This window comes from Ruegeria sp. AF8, assembly GCF_056541825.1.
On the sequence record NZ_JBQFYW010000002.1, the window covers coordinates 120,364 to 141,841 of the forward strand.

A 21,478-nucleotide genomic window follows, 5' to 3' on the forward strand; every position below is an offset into this window, starting at 1 on the left:
TTCACCGCATGGCGATCAGAGCCGTTTCAGATCTGACCCGGTCAGCCGTGCGTGGTCCTGCAGCGCGAACCGATCGGTCATGCCGGCGATATAGTCAGAGACCAGACGGGCCAGTGCGGTTTCATCCTGAGCCGCTTCGATATCCGTGTGCCAATGGCGCGGCATCTGCCGGGGATCGCTTAGGTAGATCGGGAACAATTCCTCGACGACCCGGCCAACCTGGGCGCGGACCTCCATAACGGACGGAGCACGATACATGCGGTTGAACAAAAAGGCGCGGATTTGTTTCAGACTGGTCCAGAGATCCGGCGAGAACCGGATAACCGGATAACCCAGTTCGCGGATATCCTCGACCCTTCCCGCATCCGAGCGCGCCAACAGTTCGCCCGATGTTTCGATTACGTCGGAGACCATGACACCAAAGACGCGCCGCAGCGCTTCGTGCCGGCGGCGATAGGCGTCAAGCCCCGGATAAGCCCGGTCCACCTCGGCATAGCAATCACGCACAATCGGCAACCCCGCGATTTCCTCATCGGAAAACAGCCCCGCCCGCAAACCGTCGTGAAGGTCGTGGTTGTTATAGGCAATATCGTCCGACAAGGCCGCAACCTGCGCCTCGGCGCTGGCATGGGTGTCCAGTTCCAGATCGAAAGCGGCATTGCATTCAGCCAGAGCCCAGGGCAATTCACCCACTACCGGTCCATTGTGTTTGGCAATCGCTTCAAGAGTTTCCCAGGTCAGGTTCAATCCGTCGAACCCGGCATAATGCCGTTCCAGCCGGGTCACGATCCGGATCGCCTGTGCATTGTGGTCGAAGCCGCCATAGGGCTTCATCAGCGCGTGCAGCGCATCCTCGCCGGTATGGCCGAAAGGCGTATGGCCCAGATCATGTGCCAATGCGACAGCTTCGGTCAGTTCGGGGTTCAATCCCAGTGCCCCGGCAATCGTCCGCGCCACCTGCGCCACTTCGATGGAATGGGTCAGCCGGGTGCGGTAGCTGTCACCTTCGTGCTCAACAAAAACCTGTGTCTTGTGCTTTAACCGTCGAAAGGCACTGGCATGGATGATCCGGTCGCGGTCGCGCTGAAAGCATGACCGGAAACTGCTTTCCTCCTCGGTCACTCGCCGCCCTCGCGTGCGCCCGGGATCCGAGGCAAAAACCGCTCTGTCCAAAGGTCTTGTCCTTGTCGCCTGTCCTTTAACTTTCTATATTGTACGTCGCCCAGGAAGAAAACCATCGGAGACCGGCATGAACCTGCCCCCAAGAGTCACGGAACGCGCCTTTGCCCGGCTGGCCGAAATCGGCGCGTCGGACCAGGGTCAGGCCCTGCGTGTGGCCGTCGAAGGTGGTGGATGTTCCGGATTTCAGTACGAAATCGCGCTGGATGAACCAAAGGACGACGACCTGGTTCTGGAAGGGAACGGAGAAAAGGTGGTGGTCGATGCCATTTCGCTCCCGTTTCTGGAAAATGCGACCATCGATTTCAGCGAAGAACTGATCGGTGCGCGGTTCGTGATCGACAATCCGAACGCCGCCTCATCCTGTGGCTGCGGCACCTCTTTTTCGATGTAAGGCCGTGTGGGGGCGTTGCCCCCACACCCCCGGGATATTTTGGCCAGATGAAGCAGGGATCCGCTCTCCGACGATCATGTCATGTGGAACGTCACGAACCTTTGACTCTTTTCGCAACCAAAACCATAGGAAATGAGTAAGTCGCGTCAGTCAATTCTGTCTCAAACGTCAAGCACTATTGACCCAATACGCAAAACCGCAATTCGCCGAAGCAGCGGCGAAGGTGGTGAAAGAGCCCTGAGTCCCAGACGATGCGGAAAGACCGAACGAGCGTGAAGCGCGTTTGGCTGCCACCGCACGCGTGTGGAACGGTCCAGTCCAGAAGTTCACCGTCACCCGCATTGCCGCAACGCAGCGTCCTTCGATATCAAATGCGATTCCATTGCATTTTCTTTCGCCTCACGCAGGCGCGGCGGGCTGTTGGCGGACCACCGACACATCTCTTTTTCGTTGCGCATCCCTGACAAGGGCAGCAAGCCGATAGAAACCGTGAGCCATTTTTGTGTAGGGCGTAAGGAGGAAGAACGCCAGGACCGATCCCAGATGGACGGCAAGCAGCGCAGGCATCAGTGTCGATGAACCAAAAGCGTAGAGAACAAGCCCGCTTAACCCCACAAACCCAAGCAGCAGGATGAATCCAATGTCTCCGCCCCAAGCTGAAACGTCGCCGAGGTTGCGGTCTGATTTCTGTTTCAGCAGGACCATCGCGCAGCAACCAACGGTGAGCAAAACGCCCCCTGTCACGCCAAACAGCTTTGGCGATGACCAGAACCCGTAAGGTGCGTGCAGGTCGAACCCGTAATGCATTAGAGTCGCGATGCATGTGGACAAGAAACACAGCAGGAAACCATACATGATGGCGTGATGAACGTGACGGCGCGCCTGGCTGAAACGGTCTTCGTCCTCAAAGTTGCATCCCTCGCCGTGCCCGGCGGCCAGATCCTGCATCTTGGCTGCTCGGCTTAGCGCAGCTTTCAAGTCGCCGGGTTGGATCGGTTTGCCTCCGACCGCGTACCAATAGCGCCGAAGGCTGATCCCAATGCTAAACAGTGGTAGAAGGAAAGCCGGAGCAAAGATCGCCACCATCGCATTGTGAGAGAGGACAGCGTAGAAGCCTTCACCCCCAGCCGAGCCGATCACGCGAATGGCCCAAAACAAAAGCGCGAAGCCAACGACCAGAGCCAGAGCGATCGCCCCACCATGGGTATGGAAGCGGCGCGCCACGGGTTGCGGCCAGGCGAAGCTTTCCCAACTGTCCCGCCGCACCTCTGCCAGCGCTTTGGGCAGGTTCAGATCAAACTCGTGCGGTTCCGTGTATTGACAGGCGTAGTAGCAACCCCGGCAGTTGTGGCAGAGGTTGGCCAATTGCATGATATCGCCGTCCGAGAATGCGCGTTCGGCGTGAAGCGACGGAAAGACCGAGCAATAGCCTTCGCAATACCGGCAGGCATTGCAGATCTCGGCCTGACGGCGGGCTTCCTGGATCAGATCAGTTTGCATATGCGGCGGCCTCACGTCCTGCGATGCGTCCAAAGACGGTTCCGATGGTCATGCCGAACCCGGCCAGATATCCCTGCCCCAGAACCGACCCGGCCATGGTTTCGCCAGCCGCCCAGAGGTTCTGGATCTTGGCGTGTGGCGTCGAACACTGCGCGTTCTCATCCACCTTCAGCCCCAGATAAGTGAAGGTCACACCTGTGCGCAGCGAGTAGCCGTAGAAAGGAGGCTCAGTGATCGGACGTGCCCAATTGGTCTTGGGTGGGGTCAGGCCCGAAGTGGAAACGCCGTCCAACTCGGTTGGATGAAAGCCGCTTGTATCCCCACAGGCGCCGTTGAATTCCGCGACGGTCGTGGTCAGCTTGTCGGCGGGCAGGCCCATTTTATTGGACAGATCCTCCAAAGTGTCCGCCTTTATCGGCGGGAAGACTGACGGCATGAACAGGTTTAACGACTTGGCATCAATGATCACATAACCCACCTGATCCGGCTGGGCTGCCACCAGGCGCCCCCAGATCGCGTAACGCTTGGGCCAGACGTCCTCGCCCTCGTCATAGAACCGCTCGGCGTTTTTGTTGACGACAATTGAGAATGGAACGCAATCCAGACGGGTGACGATGCCGCCGTCGAATTTCGGCGCACGCCCGTCGATTGCAACAGCGTGGCATTGGGTCGGATCACCAACGCTCTCAACGCCTTGATCCAGAAGATCAGCCAGCACGACACCCCGATTATAGGGCGTGCCCCGGATCAGAAAATTGCGTGCCGCAGGTCCCCACGCGCGGGTCAGCCAATCCGTGTCAGCCTGAAACCCGCCCGAAGCGACGATGACCGCTTTGGGCGTGATGCGATGGGATTGACCTTCAAAAGTATAGTCTACCCATTCGATCCGGTCCCCGTTCAGTTCCAGATGTGTGACGGCGGCTTCGTAAAGGACCTCGATGCCCAGTCCGACGGCCGTCCTGTAATAGGCGTTCACCAGCGATTTACCGCCGCCCATGAAGAACGCATTTGTTCGCGCCAGTGACAATGTCCCCGACAGAGAGGGCTGAAACCGGACCCCGTGCTCCTCCATCCAGGGCAGACATTCTTCAGACGTTCTGATTGCAAGCCGCGCCAAATCCTTATCGGTTTTGCCTCCGGTGACCATGAGCAAGTCTGACAGGTATTCGTCTTCGCTGTATTCTTCGACCAGCGGACCCAACGGGCCAGAATGCATACAGCGAAAGTTGCGGGTGTGGCGCGAGTTGCCCCCGCGATAGGGTTTCGGCGCCGTTTCAAGGATGAGAACGCGCGCGCCCGCTTCGGCGGCGGTCATCGCAGCGCAGAGGGCAGCGTTCCCTCCGCCAATCACCGCGATATCATAGGTTTCCGGTTGGGCGGCCATGTCGTTTCTGCCTATTGAGTTTGGTCGGTTGTACGGTCGCGTTCCTGCAAAGCGCGAATGCGCATGCGTTGTGCCGCGTGGATGTGAGCGCGCATCTCAGTCTCAGCCCCCGCGCCATCACGGGCTTTCAGGGCGGCCATGATGCAGCGGTGTTCGGCCACCGCCGCCTCGGCCCGGTCCCCATCCAGCAATTGCGACGGGCCCAGGATCAACAATGCCTTTTGCAGAGACAGCATGGATTTTGCCAGAAACCGATTCTTGGCTGCATCCAGAAGGGTGGCATGGAAAATCCGATTGATCCGCGTGGCCTCCGGGCCGGTGCCCGCCTCAGCCAGCCGATCGTTCAACACGTCCAATTCGTCCAACTCGACATCCGATGCCGCTCGCGCTGCAAGACGGGCTGCGGTGCCCTCAAGCACAGCGCGCATCTCATAGAGTTCCATCACCTCGGCGTAATCCAGGCTGCGCACCGTTGCACCTTGCCGGGGGATGTGCGTGACCAACCCGTCCGCTTCCAGCTGTCGGATCGCTTCACGCACAGGCGTGCGGCTGACACCCAGTCTCTCGGACAACTCAATCTCGCGCAGGCGTTCGCCGGGCAGCAGGCTACCATCACGAATCTCATCCAGCAGACGCTGATAAGTGGAATTTCCTTGTGGGCCGGGCTGTAACGGGTCGTCCTGAAGGGTCATCAAACGCTCACTTGTGTTATTGCGTCCAGTTGTATACATCTGGATACACAATGAGTCAACCGCACCGGAATCAACACTTTGCCCACCCAGATCAACGCACCCACTGCTGTGAAAAAACGGGCCGTGACCTTTGCGCTTGCATTGCTGGGTACCGGCGCATTTTGGGCTCTGAATTTGCCCTTGCCCTTTTTGTTCGGCCCCATGAGCGCCTGTCTGATTGCCGCCCTGGCGCACGCGCCGATGGAGGGCTTCGGGCAGGTCTCGGTGGCGGCGCGCACCATTTTGGGTGTCGCGGTAGGAGCTTCGATTACCCCTGCCCTGTTTGCCGAATTGCCGAAAATGGCCGCGTCGATTGCGCTGGTGCCGTTCTTTATCCTGCTGATCGCGCTGGTCGGCGTGCCGTTCTTCCGCAAGGTCTGGGGCTTTGACACCACAACCGCCTTCTACGCGGCCATGCCCGGCGGATTGCAGGACATGATCATCTTTGGGACCGAAGCCGGAGCGAACCCGCGCACCCTGTCCCTGATCCACGGCACGCGCGTGCTGATCATCGTGACGCTGGCCCCCCTTTTCCTGACAGTGTTCTATGACGCCGAACTGACCAACCCAATAGGAGAACCTGCGCGCGACCTGCCGGTACGCGAGTTGGCCTTGATGGTGCTGGCGGCCCTAATCGGCTGGAAAGGCGGCGAGCGCATTGGCCTGTTTGGCGCATCCATTTTGGGACCGATGATCCTGACGGCAGCTTTGTCCCTCGGGGACTTCATCCATACCCGCCCCCCGCGCGAGGCAATCCTGGCCGCGCAATTCTTCATCGGCTGCGGGATCGGTGTGAAGTTTGTCGGTGTCACCTGGGTGGAGTTGCGCAAGGTCGTGGCGGCGGGCTGCGCCTATGTGGTTGTTCTGGCTGTGCTGGCGGCGGCTTTTACCGTTGTCGTCACCTCGCTGGGTCTTGGTCAACCGGTCGAAGCGTTTCTGGCCTTCGCCCCCGGCGGGCAGGCTGAGATGACGGTTCTGGCTATCGTTTCAGGCGCGGATCTGGGCTTTGTAATCACTCACCATCTGACAAGGATTGTGCTGGTGATCATCGGTGCGCCTATCGCAGCCAATCTTATTCTTCGGTGGTCCAAACCTCGGGGTTGATCATGTGGATCGGAGCACCTTGGGCATAAGCATTCACCTGATCGAAGATGTCGGCAAATTGCAGGTCGAACTCATCCTCGGTCACGAAACCGATATGCGGCGTCGCAATCAGGTTGGGATGCGCCAGCAACGGATCGTTTGGGTCGGTCAGCGGCTCGGCATCGAAGACGTCAATCGCTGCTTTGCCGGGTCGACCGGTGTTGAGCGCCTCAAGCAACGTGCCCGGAGCAATCAGCCCGGCCCGCGAGGTGTTCACGAACAGCGCCCCCGGCTGCATCTGCGCGAAATCCGAAGCGGTGATGATCCCACGCGTGTCCGGTTTCAGGCGCACATGGACCGAGACAACATCACTGTCGACAAAAAACGCCTCTCGGCTCGGCGCGATTCTAGCGCCATCCGCCTGTGCACGTGACCGGCCTTTATCGGACGACCACCAGACTACATTCATCCCGAACGCCTCGGCGTAACCTGCAACCGCTCGGGCTATACGACCGTAGCCATAGAGCCCGAGCTGACGACCACGTAGGGTCTTGCCCACTCCGGCTTGCCAGTGCCCTGCCTTGACCGAGGCCATCTGCGCGGGCAAATCCCGCATCCCGGCCATGATCAGTGCCCATGTGAGTTCCGCTGCGGCATAAGACGGCATGCCGCCATGCATGTTCGAACACAGCAAAACACCCTGATCTGTGCAGGCTGGAACATCGACATGCGGATAGACGCTGCGCTGACTGATCAGTCGCAAGTTGGGCAGCTTTTCCAGCAAGGCGCGGGTGACTTTGGTGCGCTCGCGGAACAGCACCAGCGCCTGGGCCTCGCGCAAACGCTCGGCCAAGATATCTGTATCCTCGACATGATCCGTCCACACCGTCACCTCATGACCGGAGAGCTTCTCAAAACATGGTAAGCCACTCAGCGTGTCGAACCAATCATCCAGAATGTGTATTTTCATCGGCTTTCAATACTCTGCCCAGTGGTCAGTTTTCTTGGCGTCGGCACAAAATGCTGCGCGTCGAGGGCCGCCAGCGCATTTCGGACGCGTTCGCTTTGGTCCAGCAGATGGTTGAATTGCTCGTCGCACCCCGCAATTGGCGTTGGGTACTCGGCCATATCCCGCCGCAAGGCTGCCTGTGCCAACTTGAGCTCCTGACGCGCGATATCGAGGCATTCCGAATAATTGTCCATCGAGACCTCCTTTAATGTATACCATAGTATACTATTTCCAAGTTGCCCGATCAACTCCCCCGCCACACCGATTGCGGCACATATACATGCCCGTCCGCCAGTTTACGCGCAGTCCGCACAAGGCCCGCAGCATTCACTGTGAATCCTTGGTCGGTGGTGAAATCCACCAACACGTTGATCTTGCCCGAGGCGTGTTCCAGTATGACTTCAGCCGGGCTTGTCGTGGGGCGATCCAGCAAACCGTCCGCGACCGTGCCGGGCGTCAAGGCGCAGGACGCCATGCACTGCGCACCGGTTACAGCCATGGTCGGATGAGTCTTCCAGGGCATGAAGTACCGCACCGCAAGAGTTCCGCCCTCTCTGGCAGACGCGACAAGACCGAATTTGGGGGTCACCGATTTCGACACATCCCCCATCCCCATCCGTACCCCGGCTTCGATCCGAACGACCTCCATCCGGTCAAAAAAGGCGCGGTTGGCGTCCAACTCCTCGGCACTTTCATAGCCCGTCAGGCCAAAATCGGCGGCGCGGGCAATGGCCATAGGCATGGCGACATCCATGCAGGTCAGGTCAATGCCCTGAACCGTGTCGCGCAGGTTTCCGGTGGGCAGGAATGCGCCCGTGGCCGATCCCACAACGCCCACAAAACTCAGCTGCACCGGCGCAGACTGGCCGGGCACCCCGGCAATGCCCGTTTCACCCTCATAGGTAAGCCTTCCTCCGGGTGTCTGAACCCGGGCCACTACGCGGGCTCCGGTGTTTACCGCCCGGATACGGATTTCGGCCTCATCGCCCTGCGGTTCGAACAGTCCCATTTCGATGGCAGCCGGGGCGACGCCGGACAGGATGTTGCCACAAGTCGGTTTGAAATCGACCAACTTTTCCTCGACCGCAACCTGCGCGAAGAAATAGTCAATATCGGCCCAGTCGTCCTCACTGACCGATAGCATCGCGACCTTGGTGGTCACCGCTGCACCGCCGCCGATGCCATCGATATTCAACGATTGCCCGGCCCCGAGGGCGGCGATCAGCACATTGGCCAGTGTGTCCAGATCCTCGGGCAGGTCCGAGCGGCGGAAATACGGGCCCCGAGAGGTGCCGCCGCGCATGAAAATATATGGGATTGCTGTTTGGGTCATCGGGTGCCCCCCGACCAATGCGTTGTGGAGATTTCTTCGCCCGACCCTTTGCTCAGGCCGGGCTGCAACAGCGGGCCTGTCATTTCAGCGGCCATGGCAAACTGACCATGTCCTGCAACAGACCCGGCGGGAAATCGCGGTTCAGAGCACCCGCCATCAGGCACATGAACCCGATGCCGCAGGCGGCCAGAACCAGCGTCATCTGCCAACTGGCCCCGGCGCGAATGCGGAAGAACGCGATCAGGAAACCCAGCAATGCCAGGATGAAACCCACCACCCATGTCGCCGCGATCAGGCTTGCGAACCACGCCAGCGTGGACCACAAACCGTGGGGCGCACTGGCATCCTCACCCGCGATTTCCTTGTCGGCAAAGATCGCATCGCCCTCGGGCCGCCGCATCATCTGGATCAGCAGGATTACACAGCAGAACAGGGAAACGCTGCCGATCACCAGCGGGATGATCTTGTCGGTCATGTTGTAGTCGGGGATCAAGTTGGCATTGACCAAGGCCACGATCAGATAGGCCATGATCACCAGCAGAAAGACCAACGGCGCACGCTTTGTTCCGGCCTGAACGTCGCCCTCAGCCATGATCATCTTGGCCTGACGAATGCCCAGAATGACCGACACCACGGTAACCACGATCAGGATGATGACGATCGGGCTGAAGACATATTCCATGCCTTCACCAAAGCTCTTGCGGAAGCGGAACGATGCAATCTGAAATGCCTGATTGGTGAATTTCTCGACCGGGTTCGACAGCACGAACCCAATCAAAAAGGCCGGGCGCGACCAGTCGAAGCGGCGCAGGAAGATGCCGATCAGGCCAATCACGAACAGGGCCAGCAGATCTTCGAAGTTCTGACCAGACTGGAAGGCTGCGAAGCTGATCAGCATGAACAGGAACGGGGCCAGATAGGTGAAGCGGATTGTCGTCAGCTTGGCGATGCCACCCGAAGCCGCGATGCACAGGATGGTGCCCACGACATTGGCCAGCGCCAACAACCAGACGATGGAATAGGTGATGTCGAGATTGTCCTTGAGCATGCTCGGACCAACCTCGATATCCCCCGAGCCCAGCAGCGCAACAGCGCCGATGAAGATCGCCATCGAGCCGGAGCCCGGGATGCCGAACAGCAGCGTTGGCACCAGCCCACCGCCTTCCTTGGCGTTGTTCGAGCTTTCCGGCCCGATAACGCCGCGCACTTCGCCTTTGCCGAAGTTGCTTTTGTCCTTGGTGGTTTGAACCGAATGGCCGTAGGCGATCCAGTCGACAACCGATCCACCGAGACCGGGAATGACGCCTACAATCACGCCAATGATCGAACATCGGACCGACAGCCAGATATTCGCCGCCCAGTCCTTCACACCGTCCAGCCATCCGGCACCCAGAGACGCCCCTTTGGCGATGGACCTGTCTTGCCGCAGCAACGAGACGATCTCGGGTACCGCAAAGATGCCCAACCCCACGATGACCAGTTTCAGTCCATCGGTCAGATACGGAATGTCATAGGTCGCCATCCGCAGCGAGCCGCCCGCGTCGGCCTCACCAATCGTGCCGACCATCAGACCCAGCCCGGCAGCAGCCACGCCTTTCAGGGGGATACGCCCGGCCAGGATGGCAACCATCGACAAGCCGAGAATAGTGATCATCAACATCTCGGGCAGACCAAAGGCCAGCACGATGGGACGCGCGATCAGGATGAACATGGTCAGGAAGGTCGCGCCCACCAGACCTCCGAACAGCGACGAGGAAAAGGCTGCCGACAGCGCCCGCGCGGCCTCGCCCTTTTTCGCCATGGGGAAGCCATCAAGCACCGTGGCCTGCGAGGCCGAACTGCCGGGGATGCCCATCAGGACGGACGCAAAAGTGTCCGAGGTGGGCACCACCGCGACCATTCCGATCATCAGGGCCAGTCCCAGGATCGGGTCCATTCCGAACATGAAAGGCAGAAGCAGGGACAGACCGGCAATGCCGCCGAGCCCCGGAAAGACGCCCACAGCCAATCCCATGACGACGCCAAGCACGAGATAGCCCAGAACGATGGGCTGCAGGATCAGACCCCACGCATCACCAAGCGCAGGTAGAGCGGTGGCGAAAACCTCCATAGCGGCCGCCTTTCATAAATTGTCTTGTGTACGGAAAGGCGCGCGCCCTGCGTTGGGCACGCGCTGCGGCGTGTCGGCTTAGTTCAGCTCGACGCCGTAGGCTTCTTTTAGCCAAGCCAGGACGTATTTCTTGGCATTGTCGCCGACATTGGTCGCTGTTTGCAGTGCCGATTTCGAGCTATCGCCGACGAACACTGGGTACTTGCCCACGCGTTTGGAGGAGATCTCGGCGAAATCGCCGCGCTCAGTCACGGCCTGGAAGGCCGCGGTATAGGCATCTACGACTTCCTGAGGCGTGTCACCCGGCAGGAAAGCCAGCTTCTGCACCGGGAAACCCGCAACAAAAAAGGCCTTCCACGCATCCCATGCCTCACCACTGGTTTCGCAACCATCGGTGGCCTCGCAAACCTCCTTGAAAGTCGGAATGTCCGGGAAAGTCGGATCACGCACGATATTACCATCGGCATCCAGTGCACCCCAAGTCATCATCGGCACGGCCTGACCGGCTTCGACCAGCGGGACTGAACCGCCCAGATAGCCAGAAGAGGTCTGATAATCGATGTTGGCTTCACCACGTTCGAACATCAGACGGCCGTCACCACGGCCCTTGATGCCGAAAACCGGTTCAACATTCATGCCCAACATCTGCCATGCCAGCAGTGGGACAAGGTCCAGACGGGTTGCGCCCTGCGAACCGTAGATGAAACTGGTGTCTTTCAGAGCATTCGCCGAGCCATCAAACTTGGCACCATCCTCGGCATTCAGATAGGCAACACCGCCGGTTCCGGACGCCATGACCGGGATCCAGTCGTTATACTCGTAGCGCACACGCGGGTCGCTCAAAAGATAGGGAAACTGGGTCGAACCGGATGTGCCGAACAGCAGCGTGCCGTCATCGTGGTTTTGCTCCTGAAACCAATTCGCGCCTTTGGTCGAGCCAGCGCCCGGCATGAATTTGACCACAACAGTCGGCTGACCCGGCAGCGCCTCGGACAGAAGCGGTGCAAAGAAGTTAGCCCATTTGGCGGACCCGCCCGTTTCCGAGAACGGGATTACCCATTCGATGGTCTTGCCTGAAAAATCGACCTCGGCAGCTGCAGGCGCGGCAAGTCCGGCGGCGGCGATCAGCCCCACGACAGCGCGACGGGTGAATTTGGAAATGGCCATTGGTTCCTCCCTGTTGACCAGACAACCACGTCAGCGCCCTCCGCGCCACCGTGATCGCAAATAGAACTGTGGGGTTGATTCCCCTTCCCATCTGGCAATCATGGAACGCCAACCTTGCGTGAAACTTGCAGGAGACCCGATGCGGATTGTCATCGTCGAGGATAATGAGACCCTCGCCAACGCCATTGCCTATCGCCTGCGGGATCGGGGCCATGCCGCTGATGTGCTGACAGACGGCGACGCGGCCGATCTGTATCTGGAGCAGGAAGGCGCAGACCTGATCGTTCTGGACATCAACCTTCCCGGTCGGTCCGGGCTTGAGATCTTGCGGTCCTTGCGCAACCGCGGTGACAGCGCCCCCGTCATTCTGCTGACCGCACGCACCGAAACCAGTGATCGAGTCTCGGGTCTGGACATGGGCGCCGATGATTATCTGGTCAAACCTTTCGAGATGGACGAGCTTGAGGCCCGTATCCGCGCCCTGTCCCGCCGCAAGCAACTGGACTACGGCGCGCGCGAGATCATCGGAGACCTGGAATTTGACCGCACCGCACGGCAGGTCAGCGCAAACGGTCAGGTGCTAGATGTGCCACGCCGGGAAATGGCCGTGCTTGAATGCCTGCTGGAACGGCGCGGCAGGATTGTCCCCAAAGGCCATCTGACTGATTATGTCTACGGCGTGGGTGCAGATGTCGATGACTCTGCCGTTGAACCGCATGTATCGCGGTTGCGCAAGCGGCTTCAGAACCTTGGTATCCGGATCAAGACGGCGCGTGGCCTAGGATACCTGCTTGAGGTGCAGAAGTGATCAGGCATGGTTCGCTCAGACTTAGACTGTTCATTCTGATCCTGACACCGTTGGTGTTGCTCGCAATCCTGCTTGGATATTGGCGCTACACAGTTGCCCAGCAAACGGCGCGAGAGCTTTTTGACGACAGCCTGTTATCCGCCGGTCTGGCGATTTCACGCGATGTGGCAGTTTCAGAAGGCGATGCCTTGTCGCCCACCACGCGTAGCTTGATCCGCGATGCATCGGGTGGAGAGATTTTCTATCACGTAACCGGACCCGGCGGTATCTACGTAACCGGGTACGCATATCCCCCGGCCTCAGCAAACCCGTCGAAGCAGGAGGTTTACCAACCGCGATTTTTCGAGGCGGTATATCGTGACGAACCCGTGCGTGTGCTGAAAATGACCGAACGGGTCACACTGGATAATCTGGTGGGGGATGCGACGGTCACGGCCTGGCAACGCATTGCGGACCGCAATGCCTTTGCCAATGAGTTGTCGATCCGCGCGGCGATCCTGATGGGTATCCTGCTGGCCACCCTTGCCTTTGTCGTCTGGTTCGGCGTCGCGCGCGGCCTGCGGCCGTTGCTGGATTTGCAGGACGCCATTGACCTGCGCTCACCCGACGACCTCAGCAAGATCAAACGCCCGGTCCCGGTCGAAGTCCATGGCATTGTCCGAACGTTGAACCGACTGTTTGGGCAGGTCGAACACAGCATCAACGCCCATCAGGTGTTTATTTCAGAAGCTGCACATCAGCTGCGAAATCCGGCAGCCGCGGTCCAGTCCATGGCCGAGGCATTGCGAGATGCAAAAACGGATGAGGACAAGGACCAACGCATTGTCGAGCTTGTGACAGCGGCAAAGAATTCGGCCACGGTGGCCGAGCAGCTTTTGTCGCTGGAACGACTGCGGCAGCCCACGCATCAGGATCAGATGGATAAGATTGATTTCCGCTTAATCGTGGAAGAGGCTTGTGCAGAGATGGGCGCACACATCCTCGCAAAAGGGATCGATTTTGAGGTCACGATGCCGGACTCGGCAATCATGGTATCAGGGGATCAGGTCTTTTTGACTGAGGCCATCAAAAACCTGCTGGACAACGCGGTTAAGCACGGTGGCGCTAAGTTGAGCCGAATTTCAGTTGCGCTGCGCTGTGATGGCGGGCACGTCAATCTTACTGTGGCCGATGACGGAACAGATCTTTCGCCTGACCAAAGCGAAGCAGCGTTCAGTCGGTTTTCGCAGCTGGAGCATTCCGAAGGCAGCGGTTTGGGGTTGTCAATCGTCTCTGAAGTGGCAAAGCGCCACGGAGGGATGGTCGCAATCAACCAAGTCGAAAAGGGAGCGAGCGTTACACTTGAGCTTCCTATAGCTCGGTAAATCGTTTCGAGTTCTACTAGGAACCCGAAGAAACTGTCCGTCATCAGAGGTTTTGGACCTGGGAGCTGTCTGATCTAAGAGAGTATCTGGCTCATCTGGTTGGATCGATTATGCGGCGGATTTGCGGTGAAGCAAGCGCTTGGTTTCGATGGTCTTTCGTTTGATCCTTTCTCGTTGTTTCAAAATAGTCTGGCCTCGTCCGAAGTAGACGTCAGCGGGCGTGAGGTTTTGCAGGCTTTCGTGGCATCGACGGTGATTGCAATGCTCGACGAAGGCGTCAATCTACTGCGTGAGATCTCCAGGCAGATAGTAGTTTTCCAACAGGATGCGGTTCTTGAGGGTCTTATGCCAGCGCTCGATCTTGCATTGGGTTTGCGGATGATATGGCGCACCACGCAGGTGATCCATTTGCTGATCTTCCAGCCAACCGGCCAGTTCGCCGGAAATGTAGCTGGACCCGTTGTCACTGAGCAGACTCGGCTTGTGCAGCACGGTTGCCTGATCACAGCCTGACGCCTGTGGCGCCAAGTCCAGCGTGTCTGTCACATCCTCAGTCTTCATCGTCGTACAAAGCTTCCATGCAATGACGTATCAGCTGTAGTCGTCCAGGATCGTACTGAGATAGAGCCAGCCCCAACCGATGACCTTCAAATATGTGAAGCCTGTCTGCCAAAGCCCGTTCGGCCTTGCTGTCTTGTCCCGGGACTCATCCGCAGCGGACAGAACCACATAAGCCGGGCTGGTGATCAGATCGTAGGACTTGAGGATACGATAGACCGAAGCCTCTGACACAAAGTACTTTTCCGTGTCGGTGAAGCGCACGGCGAGCTCGCGAGGCGATAGATCGCTTTCCTTCAGAGCCAGATTCCTGATCTTCTCGCGCACGGGCGAGGGAATGCGGTTCCAGATCCGTGACGGCGTTGGGCGACGATCTTCAAGCGCCTCAGGGCCACCGACGAGATATCGGTCGTACCAGCGATAGAAGGTGGTCTTCGGAATGCCCAGCTTTTCCAAAGTGCGTTTGGTCGGCAGATGCGATTGCTCAACCAAGCGGATGATTTCCAGTTTTTCGGATGCAGCCCTCTCATCGCTGCAAGCAGCGACTGCAGGGTGACAGATATCTCATTCGTCGTCGTCCCCATCCGCGATCATGCTTTTTTTGAGCAGGCGCAGTTCCAGGGCCTGTTCTGCCACAACTTCATTAAGATCGCGGGCTTCACGGTGCAGGTCTTTGAACTCGGTCGATGTCGCGGCACGTGCCGTGTCACCTGCCAGCCGCTTCTTGCCGCCTCCAGGAACTGTTTGGACCAGCTGTAGTAGAGGCTCTGTGCAATGCCTTCACGGCGGCAGAGCTTGGCAATGCTGTCCTCACACTTCAGGCCGTCCAGCACGATCCTGATCTTCTCTACTGCGGAATACTGTTTGCGGGTCGCTCGGCGAGTGTCCTTAACGACCTTCTCGCCGTGGCTCTGCTTGGTTCCGGTCATGCGCTATGTTTGATCCACTGGATCAAACGCTTAACGCTTTGACCTATCTCATCTCCACTCCTTGGCGGTTACGATGAGCCAGAAACTCTCTCTTATCAAATCAACCTAAACTGCCCCATTGGCGCTGACGTCAGACAAGAGCTTCACCTGGCGCGGTCATCGGCGTCCCCGCCTGTACCGCTCAACCATTTCAGTCTAGTTTGGTTATGGATCCGTTTCTTCATCTGGCCAAAAATATCCCGGAGCACGAGGCAGAACCTTGCAAACTCCTTCACGATCTTGCCGCCGGGTCTTTTCTGCGCGATAGGTTGCGACAAGGCATCGGAGGTTCGCGCATGAAAATCGCCACGTTCAACATCAACGGCATCAAGGCGCGGGCCGAAGCCCTGCCCCGCTGGTTGGATGAAGCGCAACCGGATGTCGTGCTGCTGCAGGAAATCAAATCGGTGGACGAGAACTTTCCTCGCGTGTTGTTCGAGGATCGCGGATACAACGTTGAAACCCACGGACAGAAAAGCTTCAACGGCGTGGCGATTTTGTCGAAACTGCCGCTGGAGGACATCACGCGCGGGTTGCCCGGCGATGCCGATGACGAACAGGCCCGGTGGATCGAGGCGACGGTCGTGGGCAAACGGGCGCTGCGCATTTGCGGTTTGTACCTACCCAACGGCAACCCGGTGCCGGGACCGAAATATGAGTACAAACTGGCGTGGATGGAGCGCTTGTACGCCCGCGCGCATGCATTGCTGGCATCGGAAGAACCGGCGCTGATGGCTGGAGATTACAACATCATACCGCAAGCCGAGGATGCCAAGCGACCGGAAGCCTGGCGCGAAGACGCGTTGTTTCGCCCTGAAAGCCGCGCGGCGTATCGCAAAATCCTGAATTTGGGATTCACAGAAGCATTTCGCGCTCGCACGCAGGGACCCGGGCACTATTCGTTCTGGGACTATCAGGCAGGGGCCTGGAACAAGAATGACGGCATCCGGATCGATCATTTTCTGATGACCCCGCAAGCCGCCGATTTATTGCTGGACTGCCGGATCGATTCCGAGGTGCGGGGACAGGAAAAGCCGTCGGATCATGTGCCGGTCTGGGTCGAGATGGACCTCTGATCCGCTCAGGCCGTCGCGTCGTAGCCGTAAATCCATTCGTAGCGGCGACTGAGCTTTGGACCGAGCGTACTCAGCGCCAGTTGTGCGGCCAGACGCATTGGCCCGCCGAGGTGAAAGTTGCGCGCATTTGCTGCCGCCGCAGCTACCACCCGTCTGGCGCGTTTCGCTCTGGTGGCTTCGTAAGCGGCGAGCGCTTGGGGGACGCTGTTTTCGGTTTCGAACGAGCGGGCCAACACCCAGGCGTCTTCCAGCGCAAGGCAGGCGCCCTGCGCCATGAACGGAAGCGTTGGATGCGCCGCGTCGCCCAGCAGGGCCATGTATCCGTTCTGCCACAGGGGCGCGACCGGGCGCAGGAACAAAGCCCAAAGGAACGTTTCCTGCACCTCGCCGAGCATCTCGGCGACCTCGCCGCCAAAGTCGTGAAAGCGCGCGCGCAACTCATTGGGATCGCCCCGCCGTTGCCAGCCCTCCTCGCGCCAGTCAGAGCGCTCCTCGACGGCCACAATGTTCATCAAGGCGTGATCGCGCAGGGGATAGAGCACAACATGGCGGCGCGGACCCATGGTGAGGCTGGCGCGTGTCCGGCCCGGGTCGCCGGTCCAGGGAATTGTCGCGCGCCACGCCACCTGGTGGGTGAATTCGGGTGTTTCCCGGCCAACCAACCCGGTCCGCAGACGGCTGCGACCGCCATCGGCGGCGATGACACAATCCGCCTCGATCCGCGCACCGCCTTCCACTTCGAGCGTCGCGGCTTTTCCCTCGGCCCGGGTCGAAACAACGGTTGTCCCGAGGTCGATTCCAACACCCTGGCGAACCGCCGCATCGCGCAGCAGCTCAATCAGGTCGGCGCGGTGATAGTAATAGGTCGGCCCCGCTTTCGGCTGAGGTAGTTCGGTGATCCGCCTGCCAGCGCGAAAGTCCCGCACGACCGTGCCCTGGGATCGCACTCCGCCCTGCGGAACATCGCCTTCGACGCCGAGAGCGCGCAGAACCGCGATACCGTTCGCACTGATCTGCAGCCCGGCCCCGACTTCGGCAATCTCTGATGCCTGTTCCAGAACGCGAACCGAAGCACCCCTTTTTCGCAGGGCAATCGCGGCGGCAAGGCCGCCAATACCGGCGCCAGCAACACAGATTTTCAAGCCGTTGATATCCATGCGCACGGCATAACGGAAAAACGCCGGAGCGAAAGGCCCCGGCGTTCATTCTGTCGAAGATGGCTCAGCGATCAATCGTCGCGGTGCACCTTTTCACGACGCTCATGCCGTTCCTGCGCTTCCAAGGTCATGGTCGCGATCGGTCGGGCATCAAGCCGCTTGAGCGAAATCGGATCACCGGTCACTTCGCAATACCCGTATTCGCCCTCGTCGATCCGGCGCAATGCGGATTCGATCTTGGCCACAAGTTTGCGCTGACGGTCGCGGGTCCGCAGCTCCAGCGCGCGATCGGTTTCCTCGCTTGCACGGTCTGCAACGTCGGGAATGTTGCGGGTATTCCCCTGAAGCCCTTCGATCGTGTCGCGGCTTCCCGCCAAAAGTTCACTTTTCCAGTTCAGCAGCTTGCGGCGGAAATACTCAAGCTGGCGTTCATTCATGAAAGGTTCATCTTCGGCCGGACGGTAATCTTCCGGCAGAAAAACTTCCTGCTTCATATCTGCTCCCTCAGCATGGCCGGAAACGTCGGTCATTCTTGCTTCACCTGACATTCGGCTCTCCCCTTCTGCGGTGCGTTTATCCGACGGAACGAGGAATGTCACTACACAAACACTGCGATATCCGACCAAACGATTAACTCGTCTAAATATGAGACATCTTGCAGAAGAACCTAGTTTTTCTGTGGAGTTCGTCTGTCAATTTTGAGGCACCCGGACACCCGCTGCCAACCGAGGCGCGAATCACGGCGCCACGGCGACAACCGGAAGGCAGGCGACCATCCGCGACCCGGCGTCGGGCTTGTCAATTGCCGCGCCCGCGAGTAACCCGGTGGCGACAACGCATTCTCCGCCCCGGCCAATTTACGAGAGTTTCATGACCGCACGTTTTCAAGGAACCGCAGAATATGTGGCGACCGACGACCTGAACATCGCCGTGAACGCCGCCGTTACGCTGGAACGGCCCTTGCTGGTCAAAGGCGAACCCGGAACCGGCAAGACCGAACTGGCCAGGCAAGTGGCGAACGCGCTTGGGCTGAAAATGATCGAGTGGAACATCAAGTCCACCACGCGGGCGCAGCAGGGACTGTATGAATATGATGCGGTCAGCCGGTTGCGCGACAGTCAGCTGGGCGATGAACGGGTTCACGACGTCGGCAACTATATCAAAGAAGGAAAACTGTGGCAGGCATTCGAGGCCGACGAAAAGGTTGTGCTGCTGATCGACGAGATCGACAAGGCCGACATTGAGTTCCCGAATGACCTGCTGCAGGAACTCGACAAGATGGAGTTCCATGTCTACGAGACCGGCGCGACAATCCGGGCCAAACACCGCCCAATCGTTATCATCACCTCGAACAACGAAAAGGAACTGCCTGACGCATTCCTGCGCCGCTGCTTCTTTCACTACATTCGTTTTCCGGACGAAACGACGATGCGGCGGATTGTCGAAGTACATCACCCCGGCATCAAGGAGGCATTGCTGACAACGGCACTGACCCAGTTCTATGAAATTCGCGAAACATCGGGGCTGAAAAAGAAACCCTCAACCTCGGAAGTGCTGGACTGGCTCAAACTGTTGCTGGCCGAGGATCTGAGCGCCGAAGATCTCAAGCGTGACGGGGCAAATGCCCTGCCGAAACTGCACGGGGCGCTGCTGAAGAACGAGCAGGACGTACATCTGTTCGAGCGTCTGGCCTTCATGGCTCGGGGACAACGCTAGGCGGCAAATGCCGCGTTTGCGGCCCCTGCCCGCTTGCCTTCACCGGACCGGAATGCGACCATGCGGCTTGTCGTGACCGGTGCAGGCTGGTCGAAACCGTGCAACACCGGGGAAATAAAAGCGTGACCAGTGAACTCGTCATCCGGGACTTGCGCCAAACGGACCGGCCCGAATGGGGCGAGCTGTGGCGGGACTATCTGGCGTTCTACAAGACCTCGGTCCCCGAGGACGTCTATGAGACCACCTTTAAGCGACTTTTGGGCGACGATCCGCAAGACTTCTCATGCTTCGTGGCCGAGCTTGACGGGCGGCTGATTGGCCTTACCCATTACCTGTTTCACCGCCACGCGTGGAAGATCGAAAACACCTGCTACCTGCAGGACCTCTATGCCCGCCCCGAAGCGCGCGGCACCGGGGTCGGCCGCGCCCTGATTGAGGCAGTCTATGCCGAGGCCGACCGCCAGCGCGCGCCCTCGGTCTATTGGCTAACGCAGGATTTCAACGAACCCGCACGTAAGCTGTATGATCGCGTGGGCAAGCTGACCCCGTTCATAAGGTACAACCGCCCGTGATCCGCCGCGCCGCCCTCATATTGGCCACGACCCTGGCCGGCTGCAGCACCCTCCCGACGCAGGATGTCGCCACGCGCACGCAGGTTGCAAGCAGTGTCCTGCCGCCGATGAAAAGTTTTTCGACGGCGCAACCCAAGGCGCCTTCACGGTCGAATGCCAATATCGCGGCGGATTTCCTGTCGTTGCATTTCGAGTTGGAAAGCGGGCGTGAACTGCCCATGTTCACCCGCTTTGAAACGCCGATCACCGTGCGCGTAACCGGATCACCGCCCCCGACCATGAACACCGATCTGGACCGCCTGCTGGTGCGATTGCGACGTGAAGCCGGGATTGATATTCACCGCACGGCTGAAAGCAATGCGAACATCACCATCGAGGCCGTCAGCCGTGACCAGATCCACCGCGCGCTTCCACAAGCCGCGTGTTTTGTCGTTCCCAACGTCTCCAGCCTTGCCGAATACCGCCGTGACCGGCGCAGCCCCAAGACAAACTGGTCAACCCTGACCAAGCGCGAGCGGCTGGGCATTTTCATCCCCTATGACGTCAGTCCGCAAGAGGTAAGGGATTGCCTGCACGAGGAACTGGCACAGGCGCTGGGGCCGCTCAACGATCTCTACAGGTTGCCGGATTCGGTCTTTAACGACGACAATGTTCACACGGTTCTGACCGGGTTCGACATGCTGGTTCTGCGCGCGACCTATGCGCCGGAATTGCGCAGCGGCATGGGGCGCGGACAGGTCGCCGCCACCCTGCCCGGAGTGCTGAGCCGTCTCAATCCGAGCGGGGATTTCGTCCGCTCCACCACATATTACGAAACACCGCGCAGCTGGATTGATGCGGTGCAGATTTCGCTGGGGCCGAATGCAGATCCATCGCAACGGCGCCGTGCGGCCAACCGGGCGGCCACGATCGCCGAACAATCCGGATGGCACGACCAGCGTCGCGCCTTTCCGCACTACCTTATCGGGCGGATGATTCAACTGGACGATCCCGAACAGGCGCAGCTTCACTATGGGACCGCACTGCACTTTCTGTCGCAAACTCCGGACACCGAACTGCACCGGGCCTATGTCGTGGCGCAAACTGCGGCATTTGCGATCTCGCAGGGTGATGGGGCCACGGCGCTGCGCCAGGTCAATCCCAGCATAGAAGTCACGGCCCGCGCCGAGAATGCCGCAATGCTGGCAACGCTGATGATGCTCAAGGCCGAGGCGCTGGATCTGACCGGAAAGCCGGATCAGGCCCGTGCGCTCAGACTGGACAGTATCGGATGGGCGCGGTACGGGTTCGGCTCGGACTGGGAGGTTCGCTCGGTGATGGAAGACATCGCGCTCCTGAACCCCCGTAACAGGTTGGGCGGATAAGAAGA

General features: G+C 59.3%; 19 protein-coding genes and 1 pseudogene. 8 read left to right on the forward strand and 12 right to left on the reverse strand.

The genetic code is table 11. The features are described from left to right. Positions 1 to 15 precede the first annotated feature (15 nt). A complete protein-coding gene (locus ACR0AO_RS06015; RefSeq protein WP_480601170.1) occupies positions 16 to 1,173 on the reverse strand; it encodes a deoxyguanosinetriphosphate triphosphohydrolase in 1,158 nt (385 codons plus the stop codon). Positions 1,174 to 1,249: 76 nt separating this feature from the next. Here ACR0AO_RS06015 and ACR0AO_RS06020 point away from each other — a divergent pair, with 76 nt between their 5' ends. After that, positions 1,250 to 1,573, forward strand: coding sequence for a HesB/IscA family protein (locus ACR0AO_RS06020; protein ID WP_480601172.1), 324 nt, complete (start codon positions 1,250 to 1,252; stop codon positions 1,571 to 1,573). Positions 1,574 to 1,972: 399 nt separating this feature from the next. On the opposite strand, the gene tcuB is transcribed toward ACR0AO_RS06020, so the two are convergent. From tcuB to ACR0AO_RS06035, 3 genes are read right to left on the reverse strand one after another with little or no spacing between them, the layout of a single operon-like run. Then, entirely contained in the window at positions 1,973 to 3,073 is a 1,101-nt protein-coding gene (tcuB, locus tag ACR0AO_RS06025; protein WP_480601174.1) for a tricarballylate utilization 4Fe-4S protein TcuB, read from the reverse strand. Then, positions 3,063 to 4,457 (reverse strand): FAD-dependent tricarballylate dehydrogenase TcuA, encoded by a 1,395-nt coding sequence (tcuA, locus tag ACR0AO_RS06030; protein ID WP_480601178.1) that lies wholly within the window; start codon positions 4,455 to 4,457, stop codon positions 3,063 to 3,065. The genes tcuB and tcuA overlap by 11 nt, the downstream gene beginning before the upstream one ends. An 11-nt stretch (positions 4,458 to 4,468) precedes the next feature. Beyond that, entirely contained in the window at positions 4,469 to 5,149 is a 681-nt protein-coding gene (locus tag ACR0AO_RS06035; protein ID WP_480601180.1) for a GntR family transcriptional regulator, read from the reverse strand. 78 nt (positions 5,150 to 5,227) lie between these two features. On the opposite strand from ACR0AO_RS06035, the gene ACR0AO_RS06040 reads away from it, so the two are divergent. Continuing rightward, the gene (locus ACR0AO_RS06040) at positions 5,228 to 6,292 is read left to right on the forward strand and encodes an AbrB family transcriptional regulator (RefSeq protein WP_480601182.1); all 1,065 of its coding nucleotides are present in this window, start codon (positions 5,228 to 5,230) and stop codon (positions 6,290 to 6,292) included. On the opposite strand, the gene ACR0AO_RS06045 is transcribed toward ACR0AO_RS06040, so the two are convergent. The 5 genes from ACR0AO_RS06045 to ACR0AO_RS06065 all read right to left on the reverse strand — a co-directional run bounded on the left by ACR0AO_RS06045 (position 6,261) and on the right by ACR0AO_RS06065 (position 11,890). Further along, positions 6,261 to 7,241 carry a D-2-hydroxyacid dehydrogenase family protein gene (locus ACR0AO_RS06045; RefSeq protein ID WP_480601184.1) on the reverse strand — a complete coding sequence of 327 codons (981 nt, stop codon included), beginning with the start codon at positions 7,239 to 7,241 and terminating at the stop codon, positions 6,261 to 6,263. The two genes, ACR0AO_RS06040 and ACR0AO_RS06045, sit on opposite strands and share 32 nt — an antisense overlap. Further along, positions 7,238 to 7,474: a hypothetical protein gene (locus ACR0AO_RS06050; RefSeq protein ID WP_480601186.1), complete on the reverse strand. Its 237-nt coding sequence runs from the start codon at positions 7,472 to 7,474 to the stop codon at positions 7,238 to 7,240. The genes ACR0AO_RS06045 and ACR0AO_RS06050 overlap by 4 nt, the downstream gene beginning before the upstream one ends. Before the next feature lie 50 nt (positions 7,475 to 7,524). After that, positions 7,525 to 8,613 carry a 4-oxalomesaconate tautomerase gene (locus ACR0AO_RS06055; RefSeq protein ID WP_480601188.1) on the reverse strand — a complete coding sequence of 363 codons (1,089 nt, stop codon included), beginning with the start codon at positions 8,611 to 8,613 and terminating at the stop codon, positions 7,525 to 7,527. Between the two features lie 79 nt (positions 8,614 to 8,692). Then, a complete protein-coding gene (locus ACR0AO_RS06060) occupies positions 8,693 to 10,723 on the reverse strand; it encodes a tripartite tricarboxylate transporter permease (protein WP_480601190.1) in 2,031 nt (676 codons plus the stop codon). A 78-nt stretch (positions 10,724 to 10,801) separates the two neighbouring features. Then, positions 10,802 to 11,890, reverse strand: coding sequence for a tricarboxylate transporter (locus ACR0AO_RS06065; RefSeq protein ID WP_480601192.1), 1,089 nt, complete (start codon positions 11,888 to 11,890; stop codon positions 10,802 to 10,804). A gap of 139 nt (positions 11,891 to 12,029) precedes the next feature. Here ACR0AO_RS06065 and ACR0AO_RS06070 point away from each other — a divergent pair, with 139 nt between their 5' ends. Together ACR0AO_RS06070 and ACR0AO_RS06075 are read left to right on the forward strand one after the other, a co-directional pair. Further along, positions 12,030 to 12,698: a response regulator transcription factor gene (locus ACR0AO_RS06070; protein ID WP_480601194.1), complete on the forward strand. Its 669-nt coding sequence runs from the start codon at positions 12,030 to 12,032 to the stop codon at positions 12,696 to 12,698. Continuing rightward, on the forward strand, positions 12,695 to 14,062 hold the full coding sequence (locus ACR0AO_RS06075; protein WP_480601197.1) for a sensor histidine kinase: 1,368 nt from the start codon (positions 12,695 to 12,697) through the stop codon (positions 14,060 to 14,062). The genes ACR0AO_RS06070 and ACR0AO_RS06075 overlap by 4 nt, the downstream gene beginning before the upstream one ends. A gap of 108 nt (positions 14,063 to 14,170) precedes the next feature. Here ACR0AO_RS06075 and ACR0AO_RS06080 read toward each other — a convergent pair. Further along, positions 14,171 to 15,549: pseudogene (locus ACR0AO_RS06080) on the reverse strand (IS3 family transposase). A gap of 335 nt (positions 15,550 to 15,884) precedes the next feature. Between ACR0AO_RS06080 and xth the strand changes: the two are divergent. Then, positions 15,885 to 16,664, forward strand: coding sequence for an exodeoxyribonuclease III (gene xth, locus ACR0AO_RS06085; protein ID WP_480601200.1), 780 nt, complete (start codon positions 15,885 to 15,887; stop codon positions 16,662 to 16,664). A gap of 5 nt (positions 16,665 to 16,669) precedes the next feature. Here xth and ACR0AO_RS06090 read toward each other — a convergent pair whose 3' ends face one another. Continuing rightward, positions 16,670 to 17,806, reverse strand: a complete 1,137-nt coding sequence (locus ACR0AO_RS06090) for an FAD-dependent monooxygenase (protein WP_480601203.1) — start codon at positions 17,804 to 17,806, stop codon at positions 16,670 to 16,672. A gap of 86 nt (positions 17,807 to 17,892) precedes the next feature. Continuing rightward, the gene (gene dksA, locus ACR0AO_RS06095) at positions 17,893 to 18,315 is read right to left on the reverse strand and encodes an RNA polymerase-binding protein DksA (protein ID WP_480601755.1); all 423 of its coding nucleotides are present in this window, start codon (positions 18,313 to 18,315) and stop codon (positions 17,893 to 17,895) included. Between the two features lie 376 nt (positions 18,316 to 18,691). Between dksA and ACR0AO_RS06100 the strand changes: the two genes are divergently transcribed. The 3 genes from ACR0AO_RS06100 to ACR0AO_RS06110 all read left to right on the forward strand — a co-directional run bounded on the left by ACR0AO_RS06100 (position 18,692) and on the right by ACR0AO_RS06110 (position 21,473). Continuing rightward, positions 18,692 to 19,537 carry an AAA family ATPase gene (locus ACR0AO_RS06100; protein WP_480601205.1) on the forward strand — a complete coding sequence of 282 codons (846 nt, stop codon included), beginning with the start codon at positions 18,692 to 18,694 and terminating at the stop codon, positions 19,535 to 19,537. A 122-nt stretch (positions 19,538 to 19,659) separates the two neighbouring features. Beyond that, the gene (locus ACR0AO_RS06105) at positions 19,660 to 20,109 is read left to right on the forward strand and encodes an N-acetyltransferase family protein (protein WP_480601207.1); all 450 of its coding nucleotides are present in this window, start codon (positions 19,660 to 19,662) and stop codon (positions 20,107 to 20,109) included. Next, positions 20,109 to 21,473 carry a DUF2927 domain-containing protein gene (locus tag ACR0AO_RS06110; protein WP_480601759.1) on the forward strand — a complete coding sequence of 455 codons (1,365 nt, stop codon included), beginning with the start codon at positions 20,109 to 20,111 and terminating at the stop codon, positions 21,471 to 21,473. The genes ACR0AO_RS06105 and ACR0AO_RS06110 overlap by 1 nt, the downstream gene beginning before the upstream one ends. Positions 21,474 to 21,478: the final 5 nt, after the last annotated feature.